Consider the following 16,096-nt stretch of genomic DNA (forward strand, 5'->3'; position numbering starts at 1 on the left):
CCTCGAGTCCGACGGAACCCGCTCTACGGACGAGAGCGCGATCTTCTGTGGCATGTGTATACATTACATGGTGTGGGTTCCGGCCGCTTGTATGTTTCCTCTGCAGTAAAACGCGTTTGCGGTCCCCGTTCTTTCCCACGTCGTTACCGTCTCCACCAGCGAGTGGTCCCGAGCGTCGGTCGAGAACGAAAGTATTAGCTGTTCGACAAACTCGAACGATCCAGCTTTGTGAGCGTCGGCTGTCAGCACGATCAATAACGGGCTAAGGGTGTTATCAGGCTGGGTGGTGACAAAGTATGCTCGTGATAACCAAACACAATGAATGCTTGTTACAAATTATCATAGGGCTGCGTTTCCCCTTTCGTTCACCCAACTGCTGTCCGATCCGGCGCGTACCGGGCCGGTGACAAAACCTATTACGGCCACGGTTGTAACTAGCACCCGTGTCAATGAAAGACGCACTAATCGTCGATGCGGTACGGACACCGTTCGGTAAACGAGACGGATCGTTTCGCGACACACACCCGCAGGACCTCGCTGCAGAGCCGCTGAAAGCCCTTCGAGAGCGCAACGGCTTCGAGCCGGAGACGATCGAAGACGTCATCTACGGCTGCGTATCGCCGGTCGACGAGCAGGGGCTGAACGTGGGTCGACTCGCTCCCATGGTCGCCGGCTGGGGTGACATCGTGCCGGGCGTCCAGCTCAATCGGATGTGTGGCTCCGGTCAGCAGGCGACGAACTTCGCCGCGGCGAACGTAATGGCTGGCCAGCACGACGTCCTGATCGCCGGCGGCGTCGAGCACATGACCCGCGTGCCGATGGGCTCCGACGGGGACGACGAAAACCCACTCACGGACACCTATTTCGAGCACTTCGACGAGCGAACGCACCAGGGCGAAGGCGCCGAGCGCATCGCCGAGGAGTACGACCTCTCGCGGGACGAACTGGACGAACTCGCCGTCGACTCCCAGCAGCGCTGGGGCGAAGCCTGGGAAGACGGTCGGTACGACGACCAGGTCGTTCCCGTCGAGACCGAACTCGACGGCGAGACGGTCACCGTCGAGGAGGACGAACACCCCCGACCAGGGACCGACCTCGAGACGCTCTCGAGCCTGCCGCTTGCGTTCCGCGAGGAGGGCGACGGGTTCCACCACCCCGGTAACTCCTCGGGCATCGTCGACGGCTCGTCGGCGCTTCTGCTCGCCAGCGAGGACGCCGTCGAGGAACACGACTGGGAGCCGATGGCCCGCATCGTCCAGACCGAAGTCGTTGGCGTCGATCCCGTGACGATGCTCAAAGGCCCCATCCCGGCGACCGAGCAGGTTCTCGAGAAGGCCGACCTCGAACTCGAGGACATCGACCTCTTCGAGGTCAACGAAGCGTTCGCCTCCGTCGTCGCCGCCTGGCTCGAGGAGACCGGCGCCTCNGGCGCCTCCTGGGAGGATACGAACGTCAACGGCGGCGCCATCGCCCACGGTCACCCGCTGGGCGCGACCGGCGCGATGTTGCTGACGAAACTCGCTCACGAACTCGAGCGAACGGGCAAGGACCGGGCGCTGTCGACGATGTGCATCGGCTTCGGGCAGGGCGTCGCGACGATCATCGAGCGCGTCTGAACGGCCGTCGGGACCCGCTCGAATCGAATCGATTTTTCGCGGTCGTCAGTCACACGCTGCTCGAAACGCCGTCTGGCGAGCAGCTGTACGGTGGCGGTCGGTGGCGACTCTCACAACGGCTGGCACCCCGTCGTCGCTCTCGTTTCGGCGGCGTCGCGGAGGCTTCCGCCCGTTCGCCTCCGACCGTCCGACTTCGACTGTTCGTTTCCGACCGTCAGGGCTCGACGACGAGCTTGCCGACCGCGTTCCGATCGTCCATGTCGGCGAACGCGCGGTCGGCGTCCTCGAGCGAATAGCGTTCGTACACGACCGGCTCGAGTCGCCTGTCGGCGACGAGGTCGACGAGGCGCTCGAGATCCCGCTGGGTTCCCATCGTGCTCCCGATGACTCGCTTGTGGTTCAAGAAGAGATCGCCCATGGTGAGCGTCGAGGTCGGGCCGGCCGTCTGTCCGCAGATCGCCATCCGTCCGCCGCGTCGCAACACGTTCAGCCCCACCTCGGAGTACGGACCGCCGAGGTGGTTGATCGTCACGTCCACGCGGCCGATCTCGGTGACCGCCTCACGGATCTCGTCGGGATCGCCCGACTCGACGACGTGGTCGGCGCCGAGCGTCTCGAGGCGATCGAGTTTCTCCCGCGACGTCGACGTCCCGATCGTGCGGGCGCCGAGGACGTCGGCGAGCTGGATCGCGGCGACGCCGACGCCGCCGGTCGCGCCCGGGACGAACACGAGGTCTCCGGGACCGACCTCGGCTTCCTCGAGCATGCGAAACGCCGTCATGTACGCGACGGGAATCGCCGCCGCGGCCGCCGGCTCGACGCCGTCGGGGAGCGCAATGAGTCGATCGGCTTCCACCGCCGCGTACTCCGCGAGGCCGCCGTGGTAGAGGTCGAACCGTTCGCAGAGATTCTCCGGTCCCTCGCGACAGTACCGACAGGACCCGCAGGTCTGATTCGGACACAGGAGCACCTCGTCGCCGGGCTCGACGCCGTCGACGTCGTCGCCGATCGCCGAAACCGTGCCGGCGACGTCCATCCCCGCGACGTACGGCAACTCGTCCTCGTCGATCCGGAAGCCGTCGCGGAGGATCCACAGGTCGTGGTGGTTGATCGAGCAGGCCTCGACCTCGAGGACCGCCTCGCCGGGGCCCGGCTCGGGGTCGGGGAACGATTCGACGTCGACGTGCTCCGGACTACCGATTCCGGTGAACGCTGCGGCGCGCATGCCAGCTTCGTTTCACAGCCGACTGTATATAGCTGCCGTTCACCGACGGTTTCGGCGGCGCTATGCCCCGGAACGATCGGTGACGCCTTCTCGAACTGAGCGGCAAAGACGGCGTTTCACGGGGCGTCGACTCCGGTCAGTCTTCCTCACGGAGCCTGTACTTCTGGATCTTTCCGCTGGGGTTTCGCGGAAGTTCGTCGCGGAACTCGTATCCTCGAGGTCGCTTGAACGCCGCGAGGTCGTCGCTCTCGCGACAGAACTCGTCGAGTTCGTTCGCGGTCAACTCGCCGTCCGGAACGACGTAGGCGACGACGCGCTCGCCCCAGTCCTCGTCGTCCTCGCCGATCACCGCGACCTCGACGACGCCGTCGTGTCGGTAGAGGACGTTCTCGACGTCGGTTGGGTAGATGTTCTCGCCGCCGCTGATGATCATGTCGTCGATCCGGTCGACCAGGAAAAGATAGCCGTCCTCGTCGAGGTAGCCCGCGTCGCCGGTGAAGAACCAGCCGTCGCGGATCGCGTCTGCCGTCTTCTCCGGGGCGTTCCAGTACTCCTCCATCATCGGTGGTCCCTGCAGGATGATCTCGCCCGTCTCGCCGGTTTCGACGGTGTCCTCCGGTCCGACGGGATCGTTCGGATCCTCGTCCTCGGTCGGTTCGACGATACGGACCTCGTGGTTCGGCGCGGCGCGGCCGACGCTCTCGATGTGTTCGCGGACCTCGAAGGGGAGGATGAACGTCGCACACGGCCCCATTTCGGTCATCCCGTAGGCCGTGGCGTAGTCCTCCGTGAACGTCTCGATGCACTCCTCGAGCAGCGACGGCGGCATCGGCGCCGCGCCGTAGACGCCGAGCTCGAGCGAGGCGCCGTCGAACGAGTCGAGGTCCCGCGAGGTCTCGAGGAGCTGCCGCCAGATCCGAGAGGCCACGAAGAGGTGGGTCGCGCGCTCCTCGTCGACGACCTCGAGGGTTCGCCGGGGGTCGAAGTCGTGGAGGATCACCGTCTTCGCGCCGAGGTTGATCCGCGCGAGGAGCCCGCAGTTGAGTTCGGCGTTGTGATACAGCGGCATCGCCGAGATTCCGACGTCCGTGAAATCGAGTCCCATCTGGCCGGCGTAGAGCATGTTGTGATAGGTCGCGTCCCGGTGGGAGTGGACGACCCCCTTCGGCCGACCGGTCGTCCCGCTCGTGTACATGATCGCGTACTGGTCCGTCGGCTCGACCGTCACGGACGGCGCGCCGGCATCTGCGTTCTCGAGGAGGTCGTGGAAGCCGGCGGCGTACTCGGGAGCGTCTTCGACGTCGTCGTCGACGTACACGTAGTCCTCGACCGTCGAGAACTCGTCGCGCCCGTTCTCGACCGTCTCTCGCGTCTCCGCTTCGAAGAGGAGGGTCGTCGACTCGGAATCGTCCAGGATGTACGCGACTTCGCTGGGCGCGAGGCGGTAGTTGATGGGGTTGAACACGGCTCCGGCGCGCAGCAGTCCGAACAGTGCGACCGCGAACTCGGCGGAGTTGTGAAGCAACAGCGAGACGCGGTCGCCCGGCTCGACGCCGCGGTCTCGCAGCGCGTTCGCGAACCGATCGACGCGCTCGTCGAACTCGGCGTAGGTCAGCCGAACGTCTTTTCGGGGGTAGACGACGGCCTCTCGGTCCGGGTACTTTTGCGTCGTCCGCGACAGCGTCTCCGGTAGCGTGGGGAGATAGCCCATACCACTACGTTCCGGGATCGGCGTGTTAGCTTTTACGTCGATTCCCCAGCCCTCCGTCGGATCGCAGCGTGCCGAGAACGGGTGACTGACGGACGAGCGGCGTCGCGGGCCTGTACGTTTATCACTGATCGACTGGAATTACGAGTGATGTCTCGGTCACAACCGACGTTCAGTGGCGGTGTTTTCGGATGAACGCCGCTCTCGATCTGGTCGTGATGACAGGCGACCACGACTCGCACGGATCGATCGTCGACCGGGCTCGTCGGGCCGAAGAACTCGGATACAGTCGCGTCTCGATGGGTGAAGCGACGGGGTGGAGTATCGTCCCCACGCTCTCACTGATCGCGAGCCGGACCGACGAAATCGGGATTTCGAACGACGTCTTCTCGCCGTACGGCCGGTCGCCGGCGGTCCTCGCTCAGACGACCCTCGCTCTTTACGACCTCTCCGGCAGTCGGTATCGGCTCGGGCTCGGTCCGAGTTCGCCGGCGCTGACCGAGCAGTGGCACGGCGCGTCGTTCGATCGACCGTTGCGACGCCTTCGCGAAACGCTCGAGTTGATCCGGACGATCTGTACCGACGGAACGTCGGCCTACGAGGGCGAGATATTCGACCTCGACGGCCTGTCTTACGACCGGGAACGTCCCGAGACGCCCCCGAGCATCGACCTCGCGACGCTCGGGCCGAAAGCGACGGAGCTAACCGGCCGATTCGCGGACGGATGGGTTCCGCAACTGTTCTCGACGACCGGGCTCGAAGAACGGCTGGACGATCTCGAACGGGGGCTCGAACTCGGGGGGCGCGACTCGAGTGACGTCCGCGTCAGTCCGATCCTGCGGTGTATCGCGAGCGAAGACCGCGAACGGGCCCGCGCCAAGGCGCGATCGATGCTGGCGTTTCTGATCGGCGCCTACGGTCCGTACTACGGTGATTCGGTGGCTTCGCAGGGGTACGAGGACGCCGTCGACGCGGTGCGAGCGGCGTGGAACGACGGCGATACCGCGGGGATGGCCGACGCGCTTCCGGAGGCGGTCGTAGACGAGTTCGCAGCCGCGGGGACGCCGGACGAGGTTCGATCGCAGGTGACGCGATACGCCGATGTCGACGGCGTCGACGCGGTTCGGGTCGGCTTCGTCGGCGGCATGACCGACGCCGAAAAGGAGACGACGATGACGGCGCTGGCAGAGTTGCTGTAGGTTCCGCCGATCTCCGACATCTTTCCAACCGCCTCTTTCCGGCTGTCGCCGCTGTCGCCGCTGTCGACCTATCCGGTGATCTACTCTGCGACCTCGCTTGCCAGGAAGATGACGGTGTTAGCGATAGCCTCGAGTCGATTCGACCGTCCGTACGCGTGGGTCCTGAAGCGCTAACGCTACACCGGGACACCTGGCTGGACGCCGTCTCGGAGTAGCCTGCGTATGTACTGACCGGTTCTAGACCGGCCTGGGGGCTGGTCCATCAGACGTGGTCGTTCGTTTTTCACTTCACATACCTCTTTTCAGTATGTTTCAGCACTTACCCGGTCCACTTTACTCGTGACTCGCAATTTACCGACGTATCCCGCAATACTCGATACTACCTATGGAAAACGCTTCGCTCTTGAGTCTAATTGTCGCTCGCTAAGCAACAATACGGAGTATCTGAATAATAAAAACACCAACAAAAATTTCAAGTGGTATCTGAGAGAACGAGTGAGTATGGTTAACAATAATCACTGTGTGAGCCGGCGAACCTATCTGACTGTCGCGGGAGCAAGCGTAGTCGGGTTGGCTGGTTGTGTGGGCGAAGAGGATCCCGACGGAAACGGCGACGGTCCAGCGGCAGATGAAGAGGAACTAATCTGGACCTGTACATCTGAAGGCAGTTCGACTACGATTTCGATACAGGGGATCGCACCGGTCGTCAACGACACCACCGACGGTATCTATATGGAAGGACGGCCGAGTGAGGGAACAGGTGCAAACATGGGTCGTCTCAACCGAGACGAAGCACAGGTTGCGTACACACAGAACTTCGACGCCGCACGCGTCACCAACGAGATGGAGCCGTTCCACGATCTGGACTTCGAACTCAACGAGGTCATGCACTGGTTGACGACACCCTGGCTCTTCATTACGACTGATGAGGATCTAGAATCCGTAGCGGATATCGAACCGGATCATCGAGTGTCCGCCACCCAGACTGGTGCGGGAACGAGGGACAATCTCGAGCATGCACTCGACTACGTTGTCGACGATTACGACGACGTGAGCGTCGACTTTACCGATCAATCCGGTCCATTCCAAGAGGGAACGTTAGATGTCGGCGTCGTCCCGATCATGAATTTCGAGGTCGAAGGAGCATACGCAGAAGAGCAAAAGAGCATCGTCGACCTCCACGTTCTCGAGTGGCCCGACGACCCGGTCGCTGAACTCGAGGACGATCCGATGGTCGAGATGATGGAAATCGACGCGAGCGAGTTGGAGGGCTATGCCTCAGTTCCCGACGATCAGCCGATGATGACGCCCGGAAACGCGTACAACTTCGTCACTCGAAACGACGTCGACTACGACGTGCTATACGATACATTACACGCGATGTGGGATCACCGTGACGAATACGGTGATATACACGATCTAATGACATACCACGAAGATCCCGAGATGTGGACAGACTGGTCGTATCCAGACGTTCCTTACCATCCCGCTGCAGCTGATTTCCTCGAGGATATCGGTGCCTGGGACGGTGCTGAAGGCGGTCGAGCGGACGAGTAGACGCCGAGCAGTTATAGGAAAATCAACACCAAAAATGAGTGTTTCCCAGCCCCTCTCTCCCAGTTCGGTTACACCACGAGCAGTATTGCGCGGCAGTATTTTCGTCATCGGCGCCTCGATGACGCTATTTACGCTATACTTCGCATGGCAAATACCGATGGACCAACTCAGGTATTCGAACATCTTCCTGGGGCTGGGGTTGTCGTTATTTTACTTGGTCGAAGCACGAAAGCACCTTTATCCAGACGTTGATAGCGATCCCGTACCGGATACAACCGGCGATACCGTAACGGAAACCGACAAATCATCGCCGATCGGTGGTCGGTTTTCAGCAGTTGCTAGACCGTATCGGAAGACGGTGAGTGCTGCGTATCAACGGGCCACTCCTGCGATCTGTCTGGCACTCGCTATCCTCGCTGTTATCGCGACCGGCTACGTCGAGTTCCACTTCGATCGGCTACTGCACGAAGCTCGGATGGTCGGGNGTCTGGCACTCGCTATCCTCGCTGTTATCGCGACCGGCTACGTCGAGTTCCACTTCGATCGGCTACTGCACGAAGCTCGGATGGTCGGGTGGACGCAGACTGATCTTTTAGTCGGACTCCTTATCATCGGACTCGTAACCGAGGCGACCGGACGAGCCTACGGGAAAACGATCGCGGCAGTCGTACTCGGCTCGGTGCTGTATGCGACGACTCTCGTCGGTACGAACATGCCGGGGCTGTTTCGACACACCGGAATGGACTGGCAACAAATCAGCCGCGAGGGGGCGATCTCGCTGACTGGAACGTACGGGTTTATTTTCGAAGTCGGAGCAACGTGGGTCGCGATCTTCATCATGTTCGCCGGGATGGCCAAGGTGTACGGTTTGATGGATTTCATCATCGAAACCTCCCAAGAAGTTCTCAAAGTCCTCGAGAGCGGCGTCGTCCATATCGCGATTATCAGTAGCATGGTCATGGGATCGATCACGGGTAGTGCTGCGGCTAACACCGCCACGACCGGTAGCTTCACGATTCCGATGATGCAAAATCAGGGTATTCGTGATGATTTCGCTGCGGCAATCGAGAGCGTCGCCTCCACCGGTGGACAGATGTTGCCGCCGGTAATGGGCGTCGCGGCGTTCCTGATGGCGGATATCTTGGGTGTCTCGTACCTCAGGATCATCCAGGCCGGCATCGTTCCCGCGCTCTTGTTCTACTTCAGCGTCATGGTCGCGACGCACCTCCTCGTGATTCGTCACGATTGGAAGGCGACCGAAACTGGATCATTTGACCGCAGTGTCCTGTTGAAAGGTGCTCATTTCGCAGTCCCGCTTGCCGTCCTCATCTACACGCTCGTGATAATGCGCCTGACCCCGCTCGGTGCCGGTTTCTACACGATACTTTCTCTCGTCGGAACGATGTACGTGCGAAACGCCATCGTCGACGGCATCTCGATTGGGACGGTCCTCGAGACGACGAAACAGACTCTCCTCGGCTTACGTCAAGGGGCCGTCGAAATGGCGCCGCTGGTCGGTATTCTGGCGTCGCTTGGCGTCGTCATCAACATGCTACAACAGACAGGACTCACACAGAAGATTAGCGCCCAGATGATCGGACTGTCCGGTGGTGTGTTCGTTATCTTACTCCTGCTCGCAATGATCGCGAGTATTCTCTTCGGACTCGGCATGCCAACGCCGGCGGCGTACATTCTGGTCGTAGTACTCGTCGCGCCTGCGATGATCCAGTACGGCGTTGCGGAGATCACGTCTCACATGTTCGTTTTCTACTTCGCGATGCTCTCGGCGATCACCCCACCGGTTGCAATCGCGGTGGCGATCGGCTCTCAAATATCCGGAAGCGGATTCCTGATTGCGTGTAAACAAGCGTTGCGCATCGGTGCACCGGGATTCATTATTCCGTTCTCGTTCGTCGCGAACGAGAGTCTGATCTACTGGTCGTTCCCGAACACGGTGATTTCGCTCGTGCTCGTACTCGCCGGTATCGTCGCGTTGATCGTAGCGATGGTTGGGTTCAACGGAAAGGAAGTGCTGTCTCGTCCCAAGCAGGGAGTCTACTTAGTGTTGGCACTAGTGGCGATGGTCGCTCCGACCGCAGCCCAGGTCGGAGCCGTCGTCCTTATCGGCCTACTACTCGCGAGCGTACACCTTCGGTCAACTCCCAAACTCCAGCCGGTAGCTGACGACTAGGCCGTCGATTTGTTCGCTTTCGGCGCGACGATGTGCATTCCTGGGGCCATACCGTCATCTGCTCTCGGGTTACTCCCGCGGTTTACGCGATCTGAGTACCGGAGTGTTATTGTAGTCCCTCAGCTATCGATTATGTCGGACGATGTCTGCTGCAACTTCAGAGCCGCCCACGACCGACCGTCTTCTGTCGGGGTACTCCGGTCGACTAATGGCGCTGATAGCGCTCGGCTCTGTCGCATCACAGATCGGGTGGCTCGTTCTCCCCCCGTTGCTTCCCTCGATCATCGACGACCTCGGTATCTCCGCTGTACAGGCCGGTGTCGCGCTGACGCTGCTGACACTATTTGCGGCTGGTGGGCGCTACCCCGGCGGTCGAATCGCCGATCAACTCTCCCGAAAAACGGCGCTTGGAATCTGCTTTCTGGCCTGGATAATCGGGTTTTCGATACTCGCGGTGGCGACGACGTATCCGCTCTTTCTTCTCGGCGTCTCGGTCGCCGGAGTCGGAATCGGCATGTACGTTCCAGCGGCCTTCGCACAGCTTTCCGATCTCTTCGTTCGGAAACGCGGGCAGGCATTCGGGGTGAACAACGCTGCGTACAACCTCGCCGGTACCGCAGCGCCCGGTCTCGCGTTCGTCGTTCTCCTCGTCGGCCCGTGGCGGCTGTCGTTTGCGTTACTGGTCGGGTTGTTGCTTGTCCTTGCATTCCTGGTTCACTCGCTACACGAGGAGGAGTACGTCGTTCGCCGACTCGAGTTCGGGTTTACAGCGACCGTCGCACGTACCGTCTTCGATCCGCAGGTCCGCCTCGTGTTGATCGCCGCGTCGCTGGTCTCGTTCGTCTGGAACGGATCGATCAGCTTTCTCCCGATCTTCCTCGAGACCGAACGGGGGGTATCGACTCAGATGGCCGGCGTAGCGTTTGCGGGGCTATTTCTCGTCGGCGTCGCCACGACGCCGACGACCGGGTGGGTCGGCGACCGCATCGGGCCGCTGCCGACGATCCTCGGCACGCTCTGTGCCGCAAGTATCGGACTGGTAGCGATGACGGTATCGACGTCGACCGCGGGCATCATGCTCGGCGTCGGGGCATTCGCCGTCGGGTTGCTCGGATTCTGGCCGGTGATGACCGCGTATATGATGGCGATCGTCCCCGAAGAAAGCAAGGGCGGCGATTACGGTGCTATCGGGACGGTGTACGCCGGCGTCGGGAGCCTCGGGCCGACGTTCGCCGGAACGATGGGACAGTACGGCTCTTATACCACGGCCTACGTCGGATTCGTCGGCTGTCTCGTCGTCTGCCTGGCAATCGTTCTCTACGCACGGGCGACGTGATGGCGATACGATGAGAGCGGCTCGGTTTTCTTCCCCCCCAACTACTTGATCGAACGGGACCACACTACCGAGTAATGCGTTACTACGAGGACATCGAGATCGGTGAAACGAAGGAGTTCGGCGAGTTTCACGGTACCGAAGCGGAGATCGTCGAATTCGCCGAACAGTACGACCCACAACCGTTTCACACTGACGAGGACGCGGCCAAAGAGTCGGCATTCGGCGAACTGGTCGCCTCCGGCTGGCACACTGCGTCGATCTCCATGCGCATACTTGCGGATGGACCGATCACGGAACGGGCGGGGATGGGGGCTCGAGGTGTCGACGAACTCCGATGGAAACGCCCTGTCAAGCCCGGCGATACGCTTTCCGTCCGAACCGAGGTCGTCGACAAGCGCGTCTCCGACAGTGACCCGAAGCGAGGGTACGTCGACAGCGACACCGAGACCATCGATCAAAACGACGAAGTCGTCCTTTCCTGGATCGGACTCGGGATGGTCGAACGGCGAACTCCCGGTGAGTTACCGGAGTGACGATAGTCGTCGAGGGTGAGCGCTGACCGAACCCCCACCCGAAACCGATAGCGTATCGTCCACTACCGCCGCGACAGCGACCGAACCCGTACCCGTCGATCCAGTGTGAACGCCCTTCGAGAACGACGAGGGTTCGGTCGTCGGCGTTGTCACTCTGCGAGACGCGAGTAGTCAGCGCCTTATCCCGTCAAATAACCCAAACATTTATTCGTTATATTGTGGTGTGTGGTCACATGGCAATCGGCAAATATCGCGACGAACCGACCGAAATGGACGAGTACGAGGAGGAGATCGCGGCCGCTCAGTACCCCGAAGGTGGACTCGTCGTCGGCATCGGCGCGGGGATCGCCGTCGCGATGGTGACGCTCGAGGCGCTGCTCGTCCTGACGCCGTTCCTCGGCGGGCTGGTCGGATACGCGCTGGGCAGACGACTCCGACGGCAGAGAGTCGACCGGGCGGAGCGCCGCCTCACCGACGGCGGCAGTGAGCGCCGTGACTGAAACAGCGTCGGATACCGATACGCTCTCGCCGAGCGTCGGCATACTGGGGGTGCTAGCGCTTCTGGTCGGGAACGCTATCGCAGTCCCGATATTCGTTCTTCCGGGCCCGCTCGCGGGGAACGCGGGCCCGTCGATCGCGCTCGCGATCGTTCTGGCCGCGATTCCGGCTAGCTTCGTCGTGCTCTACAACGCCCTGCTCGGATCGGCGATGCCGGTCGCCGGCGGACTCTACGTCTATATCTCTCGGCTTACGGCACCGTTCTGGGGATTTTTGGTCCCGTTTACGATCCCGCTCGTCGCCTGGGCGTCGCTGCTCATCACGGCGACCGGATTCGCCGAGTACACTCGCGTGTTCTTCGACGTCCCGTCGTTGGCGCTTATCTACGCGCTTCTCGCGTTCGTACTCGGTATCAATCTGATCGGGCTCAAAGTCGTCGTACAGGTCCAACTCGTGTTCTTTCTCGGTCTCCTCGTCGCGTTACTGACGTTCATCGTTCCCGGCTCGACTGCCATCGAAGCGACGAACTATCAGCCGTTTTTCCCCGACTACGGCGCGTTCGCGCTGGCCGTCGTCGCCCTCTTTTACCCGTTTCTCGGATTCGGCCTCCTCGTCGAACTCGGGGAGGAAATCGAGGACCCCGGTCGAACGATCCCGCTGGTTCTCGGCCTCGGTATCGGGTTCGTCGCGCTCATCTACGTCGCACTTATCGCCGTTCTCGTCGGTGCCGTGCCGTACACACAGCTCGGAAGCGAGGCGGATCTCGCGCTGGTCGCCGCCACGTTCCTGCCGTGGTGGGGCCAGTACGTCGTCGCCTTCGGCGCGATTTTCGCCGTCATCACGACGGTGAACACGACCTTGCTCGTCTTCTCCCGGACGCTGATGCGGGCGAGCCGTGACGGTATCGTCCCCGAACTGTTCGCCGAGATTCATCCCCGTTTCCAGACGCCCCACTACGCGGTTCTGGTCCTCGGTCTTCCGCCGTTCGTTCTCGTTCCGCTCGCCGATCAGATCGTCGGTCTCTCGACGTTCATCGGTCTCGCGAGCCTGACGGCGTATTTCTTCTGTGCCGTCGGTCTCTGGAACCTGCCACGGGAGTTCCCACAGCACTACGCCAGCGCGCCGTTTCGGCTCCGACGGTACCGGGGACTCTTGCTCGCCGTCGCCGGCGGTGCGGTCGCGACGGGTTCGTTCTGGGCGATCACGCTGTTGCAACAACCGATCGTCGGCGGCGTGCTGATCGGCTGGTTCGTGGTCGCCTACGGCTACTACCGGTACCGACTGACGAAGGTCGATCCGGTCGAACTCTACCGGACGATGACCTCGCTTGACGCACACGAGCGCCAACGCGACCACGGCGATTGAGGTCCGTACCGGAACATCCTTCATCGAAGTCGTCGTGTGGTCCCACATGACTGACTACGGCTATCTGTTGCCGACGCGGGGCGCCGTCCTCACGAGCGACGATGAACACACGTTGACGGCGAAAACGGCCGCCGACGTACTCGGGCTGGCGCGGCGGGCCGAAGCGGCGGGGTTTCGATCGGTCTGGGTCGGAGACAGTGTCCTCGCGAAACCGCGTCACGAGCCGCTGTCGACGCTCGCTGCGATCGCCGCGGAGACCGACGCCGTATACCTCGGCACCGCGGTCTACCTTCCGGACCTCCGAAACCCGGTTCACGTCGCCCACCAGGCCGCGACGGTCGACCAGCTAAGCGGCGGCCGACTCCGACTCGGCGTCGGCGTCGGGATCGGACCGGACGTCGAGGCGGAGTACGAGAACCTCGATCGGTCGTTCCACGAGCGCGGGGCTCGCACCAACGAACTCCTCGAGATCGCCACCGAACTCTGGGACGGTAGCGCCGTCGACCACAGCGGGGAGTACTACGACCTCGAGGACGCGAGCATCGGATTCGAACCCGTCGGCGAGCTGCCGATATACGTCGCTTCGGCGGCGTTCGATCCCTCCGACGGCTTCCCGAAACTGATCGAAGAGCGCCTGCGGCGGTACGGCGACGGCTGGCTTCCGATCGCCGTCGGTCCCGAGCAGTATCGCGAGGGCGTCGCCGAGATCGAAACGATGCTCGAGGAGAGCGGCCGGTCGAGCGAGACGTTCCACGGGGGCGTCTATCTCGACGTGGTCATCGACGACGACGAGTCCCGCGCGATCGATACTGCCAGGTCCTTCTACGAGCGCTACTATCCGGCCTGGCCGTCGCTCTCGGACGAGCAAGTTCGGAGCAAGGGCGCGTTCGGATCGATCGAAACCGTCCGGGAGACGATCGAGGCCTACGAAGCCGCGGGCGTCGAAACGATCACGGTCAGGTTTACCACCGATACCCAGCGCGAGCAGTTCCGAAAATTCGCACCGCTCGTGTAACGGGCGCGCAATCCGTTGTCGTACCGCCGACGCGGCTCGGGAGTGATCGCGCCCCGAGAGAATCGGCCGCTGAGACACCAAGAACTATGCTCTTACAGACAGTGTGAAAAGACATCGCATGGCACAAGAAGTCTCCACGCCTACACACCGAGAGCTCAGCGACGGGCTCTACTGGACCCAGGAGTGTCTCCCGCTGGGCACGCTCAGCGAACTGCAACAGTTCGATCTCGACGAGTGGGTCGGACCCGACGAGGACGTTCACGGCTGCCAGAACGCGTATCTCATCTCGGACGATCGAAATCTGTTGTTCGATACCCTCACGCAGCCAAACGGCGACCACGTCGTCGAACTGATCGACGACGTGCTCGAGGGAGAGGACCTCGACTACCTCGTCATCTCGCATCCGGAAGCCAACCACGCGGGCAACACCTTCACCATCCTCGAGGCGTACCCGGACGCGACGCTGCTCGTTCCCGGCGAAGCGGCCGGCTACGGAAGCGGACACGGCGCCGAGCACGAACTCTATCACATCGCGGCCGAGACGCCGGACGACGTCGAGGGAGTACCGAACGAGATTCGGTACGTCGAGCCCGGTGAGACGATCGATCTGGGGACGCACACGGTCGAGTTCGAAGCGCCGCTGTTTCCGGACCACTCGTTTACGCTGTGGATGAGCGAACGGACGACGAACACCCTGTTTACCGTCGATTGGATGGGGTTTCTCCACCAGAGTTCGAACTGCGTGACGGTCGCGGGCGACCTCGACCGCGACGTCACCGTCGAACAGGTGTTCCGATTTCACGCGCTGGCGTTTCCCTGGATGCGGTTTGCTGACCTCGAGGCGATCGAACGCGCCGTCGACGACGTCAGGGAGCGACTCGACCCGGACGTCATCGCACCAGCACATGGAATGGTCATGAACGAGAATCTGGATACGTCCCTCGACCGGTTCCTCGAGGCGGCCAGAGCGCTGTCTCGCGAGGGTGAGCCGAGTAACATGGAGAGCAAACTCGAGTACATCCTGCGGCCGCCGGAGGTGGGCCAATGACGAGGAAACTCACCGACGACGTCCACTGGATCTCGAGTTGCCACCCGGACGACGAGTACCACATGCACATGTCCGAATACCTGATCCAGGGCGAGGACGGGACCGTACTCGTCGACTCCGGCTCGAGTCAGTACCGCGACGAGATCGTCGAGGAGATCGATCGGCTCACCGACGGACGCGGTCCGGACGTCATCTTGCTCACGCACTCGACGCTCCCTCATACGGAGAACGTTCCCGCGTTCGAGTCGGAGTGGGGCGAGATCACGACGGTCGCCGCGACGGGGCGCTATCCCGAAATCGTCGGACTCCCGAACGCCGAACCCCGACGGCTCAACGCGCCGATCGAGTTCGCCGGTCGGTCGATTACCTGCGTCCATCCGTTGCTCACCGACGTGACGGTCTCCCAGTGGGTCTACGACCACGAGTCGGGCGTCCTGTTCACGGCGGAGGCGTTCGGACACTACCACGACCCCGGCGACTGCGAACTGACGACGGGCGAGATCGACGGCGGCCTGTCGGCCGACCAGATCGACGCGTTCTACCTCGACAAGATCCCGTTCGTCGACTACCTCGACCGCGAGCGCCTCGGTAACGCTTTCGAGACGCTCTTTGACACCCTCGACGTGAGCTACGTCGCGCCGATCCACGGCAATCCCGTCCCCGGCGAGCGGATCGACCGCTACATCGACGACGTGATCGCGGCGCTCGAGCCGCCGACGACGGCGTAGTACGGAGGGCAACGTTTCCCGCAGCCGGATACCCGAATCGGACCGTCGCCTATCCGCGCTCGGTCCAGTATCGAATT

The 16,096-nt window shown here is 62.1% G+C and carries 13 protein-coding genes; 11 read left to right on the top strand and 2 right to left on the bottom strand.

Features of this window, described 5'->3' with window-relative positions; translation table 11 throughout:
- Positions 1 to 449: 449 nt before the first annotated feature.
- The gene (locus C493_RS18465; protein ID WP_007261012.1) at positions 450 to 1,616 is read left to right on the top strand and encodes a thiolase family protein; all 1,167 of its coding nucleotides are present in this window, start codon (positions 450 to 452) and stop codon (positions 1,614 to 1,616) included.
- 214 nt (positions 1,617 to 1,830) lie between these two features.
- Here the strand turns inward: C493_RS18465 and C493_RS18470 are convergent, their stop codons facing one another.
- Positions 1,831 to 2,841 carry an alcohol dehydrogenase catalytic domain-containing protein gene (locus C493_RS18470; RefSeq protein ID WP_007261013.1) on the bottom strand — a complete coding sequence of 337 codons (1,011 nt, stop codon included), beginning with the start codon at positions 2,839 to 2,841 and terminating at the stop codon, positions 1,831 to 1,833.
- A gap of 136 nt (positions 2,842 to 2,977) precedes the next feature.
- On the bottom strand, positions 2,978 to 4,552 hold the full coding sequence (locus tag C493_RS18475; protein ID WP_007261014.1) for a long-chain-fatty-acid--CoA ligase: 1,575 nt from the start codon (positions 4,550 to 4,552) through the stop codon (positions 2,978 to 2,980).
- Between the two features lie 188 nt (positions 4,553 to 4,740).
- Between C493_RS18475 and C493_RS18480 the strand changes: the two genes are divergently transcribed.
- From C493_RS18480 to C493_RS18525, 10 genes are all read left to right on the top strand, one after another.
- Complete coding sequence (locus tag C493_RS18480; RefSeq protein ID WP_007261015.1) at positions 4,741 to 5,748, top strand: TIGR04024 family LLM class F420-dependent oxidoreductase; 1,008 nt, start codon at positions 4,741 to 4,743, stop codon at positions 5,746 to 5,748.
- 339 nt (positions 5,749 to 6,087) lie between these two features.
- Positions 6,088 to 7,305: a TAXI family TRAP transporter solute-binding subunit gene (locus tag C493_RS18485; RefSeq protein WP_152421205.1), complete on the top strand. Its 1,218-nt coding sequence runs from the start codon at positions 6,088 to 6,090 to the stop codon at positions 7,303 to 7,305.
- Positions 7,306 to 7,339: 34 nt separating this feature from the next.
- Positions 7,340 to 9,496, top strand: coding sequence for a TRAP transporter permease (locus tag C493_RS18490; RefSeq protein ID WP_049889489.1), 2,157 nt, complete (start codon positions 7,340 to 7,342; stop codon positions 9,494 to 9,496).
- A gap of 208 nt (positions 9,497 to 9,704) precedes the next feature.
- The gene (locus C493_RS18495) at positions 9,705 to 10,832 is read left to right on the top strand and encodes an MFS transporter (protein WP_007261018.1); all 1,128 of its coding nucleotides are present in this window, start codon (positions 9,705 to 9,707) and stop codon (positions 10,830 to 10,832) included.
- Positions 10,833 to 10,906: 74 nt separating this feature from the next.
- Entirely contained in the window at positions 10,907 to 11,365 is a 459-nt protein-coding gene (locus C493_RS18500; protein WP_007261019.1) for a MaoC family dehydratase, read from the top strand.
- A 233-nt stretch (positions 11,366 to 11,598) separates the two neighbouring features.
- Positions 11,599 to 11,865 carry a hypothetical protein gene (locus tag C493_RS18505; protein WP_007261020.1) on the top strand — a complete coding sequence of 89 codons (267 nt, stop codon included), beginning with the start codon at positions 11,599 to 11,601 and terminating at the stop codon, positions 11,863 to 11,865.
- The gene (locus tag C493_RS18510) at positions 11,858 to 13,228 is read left to right on the top strand and encodes an APC family permease (protein ID WP_241430923.1); all 1,371 of its coding nucleotides are present in this window, start codon (positions 11,858 to 11,860) and stop codon (positions 13,226 to 13,228) included. The genes C493_RS18505 and C493_RS18510 overlap by 8 nt, the downstream gene beginning before the upstream one ends.
- A 46-nt stretch (positions 13,229 to 13,274) precedes the next feature.
- Positions 13,275 to 14,243: an LLM class flavin-dependent oxidoreductase gene (locus C493_RS18515; RefSeq protein ID WP_007261022.1), complete on the top strand. Its 969-nt coding sequence runs from the start codon at positions 13,275 to 13,277 to the stop codon at positions 14,241 to 14,243.
- Positions 14,244 to 14,361: 118 nt separating this feature from the next.
- Positions 14,362 to 15,291 carry an MBL fold metallo-hydrolase gene (locus C493_RS18520; protein ID WP_007261023.1) on the top strand — a complete coding sequence of 310 codons (930 nt, stop codon included), beginning with the start codon at positions 14,362 to 14,364 and terminating at the stop codon, positions 15,289 to 15,291.
- The gene (locus tag C493_RS18525; RefSeq protein ID WP_007261024.1) at positions 15,288 to 16,019 is read left to right on the top strand and encodes an MBL fold metallo-hydrolase; all 732 of its coding nucleotides are present in this window, start codon (positions 15,288 to 15,290) and stop codon (positions 16,017 to 16,019) included. Before C493_RS18520 ends, C493_RS18525 begins: the two co-directional genes overlap by 4 nt.
- Positions 16,020 to 16,096 lie beyond the last annotated feature (77 nt).

Origin of the sequence: Natronolimnohabitans innermongolicus JCM 12255, assembly GCF_000337215.1 — an archaeon.
Classification (GTDB): domain Archaea; phylum Halobacteriota; class Halobacteria; order Halobacteriales; family Natrialbaceae; genus Natronolimnohabitans; species Natronolimnohabitans innermongolicus.

Bases quoted from the DNA above. Each gene is read 5' to 3' on its own strand.
- C493_RS18500 (WP_007261019.1), top strand. From the start codon at position 10,907: ATGCGTTACTACGAGGACATCGAGATCGGTGAAACGAAGGAGTTCGGC.
- C493_RS18520 (WP_007261023.1), top strand. From the start codon at position 14,362: ATGGCACAAGAAGTCTCCACGCCTACACACCGAGAGCTCAGCGACGGG.
- C493_RS18525 (WP_007261024.1), top strand. From the start codon at position 15,288: ATGACGAGGAAACTCACCGACGACGTCCACTGGATCTCGAGTTGCCAC.
- C493_RS18470 (WP_007261013.1), bottom strand. From the start codon at position 2,841: ATGCGCGCCGCAGCGTTCACCGGAATCGGTAGTCCGGAGCACGTCGAC.
- C493_RS18475 (WP_007261014.1), bottom strand. From the start codon at position 4,552: ATGGGCTATCTCCCCACGCTACCGGAGACGCTGTCGCGGACGACGCAA.
- C493_RS18480 (WP_007261015.1), top strand. From the start codon at position 4,741: ATGAACGCCGCTCTCGATCTGGTCGTGATGACAGGCGACCACGACTCG.
- C493_RS18505 (WP_007261020.1), top strand. From the start codon at position 11,599: ATGGCAATCGGCAAATATCGCGACGAACCGACCGAAATGGACGAGTAC.
- C493_RS18515 (WP_007261022.1), top strand. From the start codon at position 13,275: ATGACTGACTACGGCTATCTGTTGCCGACGCGGGGCGCCGTCCTCACG.
- C493_RS18495 (WP_007261018.1), top strand. From the start codon at position 9,705: ATGGCGCTGATAGCGCTCGGCTCTGTCGCATCACAGATCGGGTGGCTC.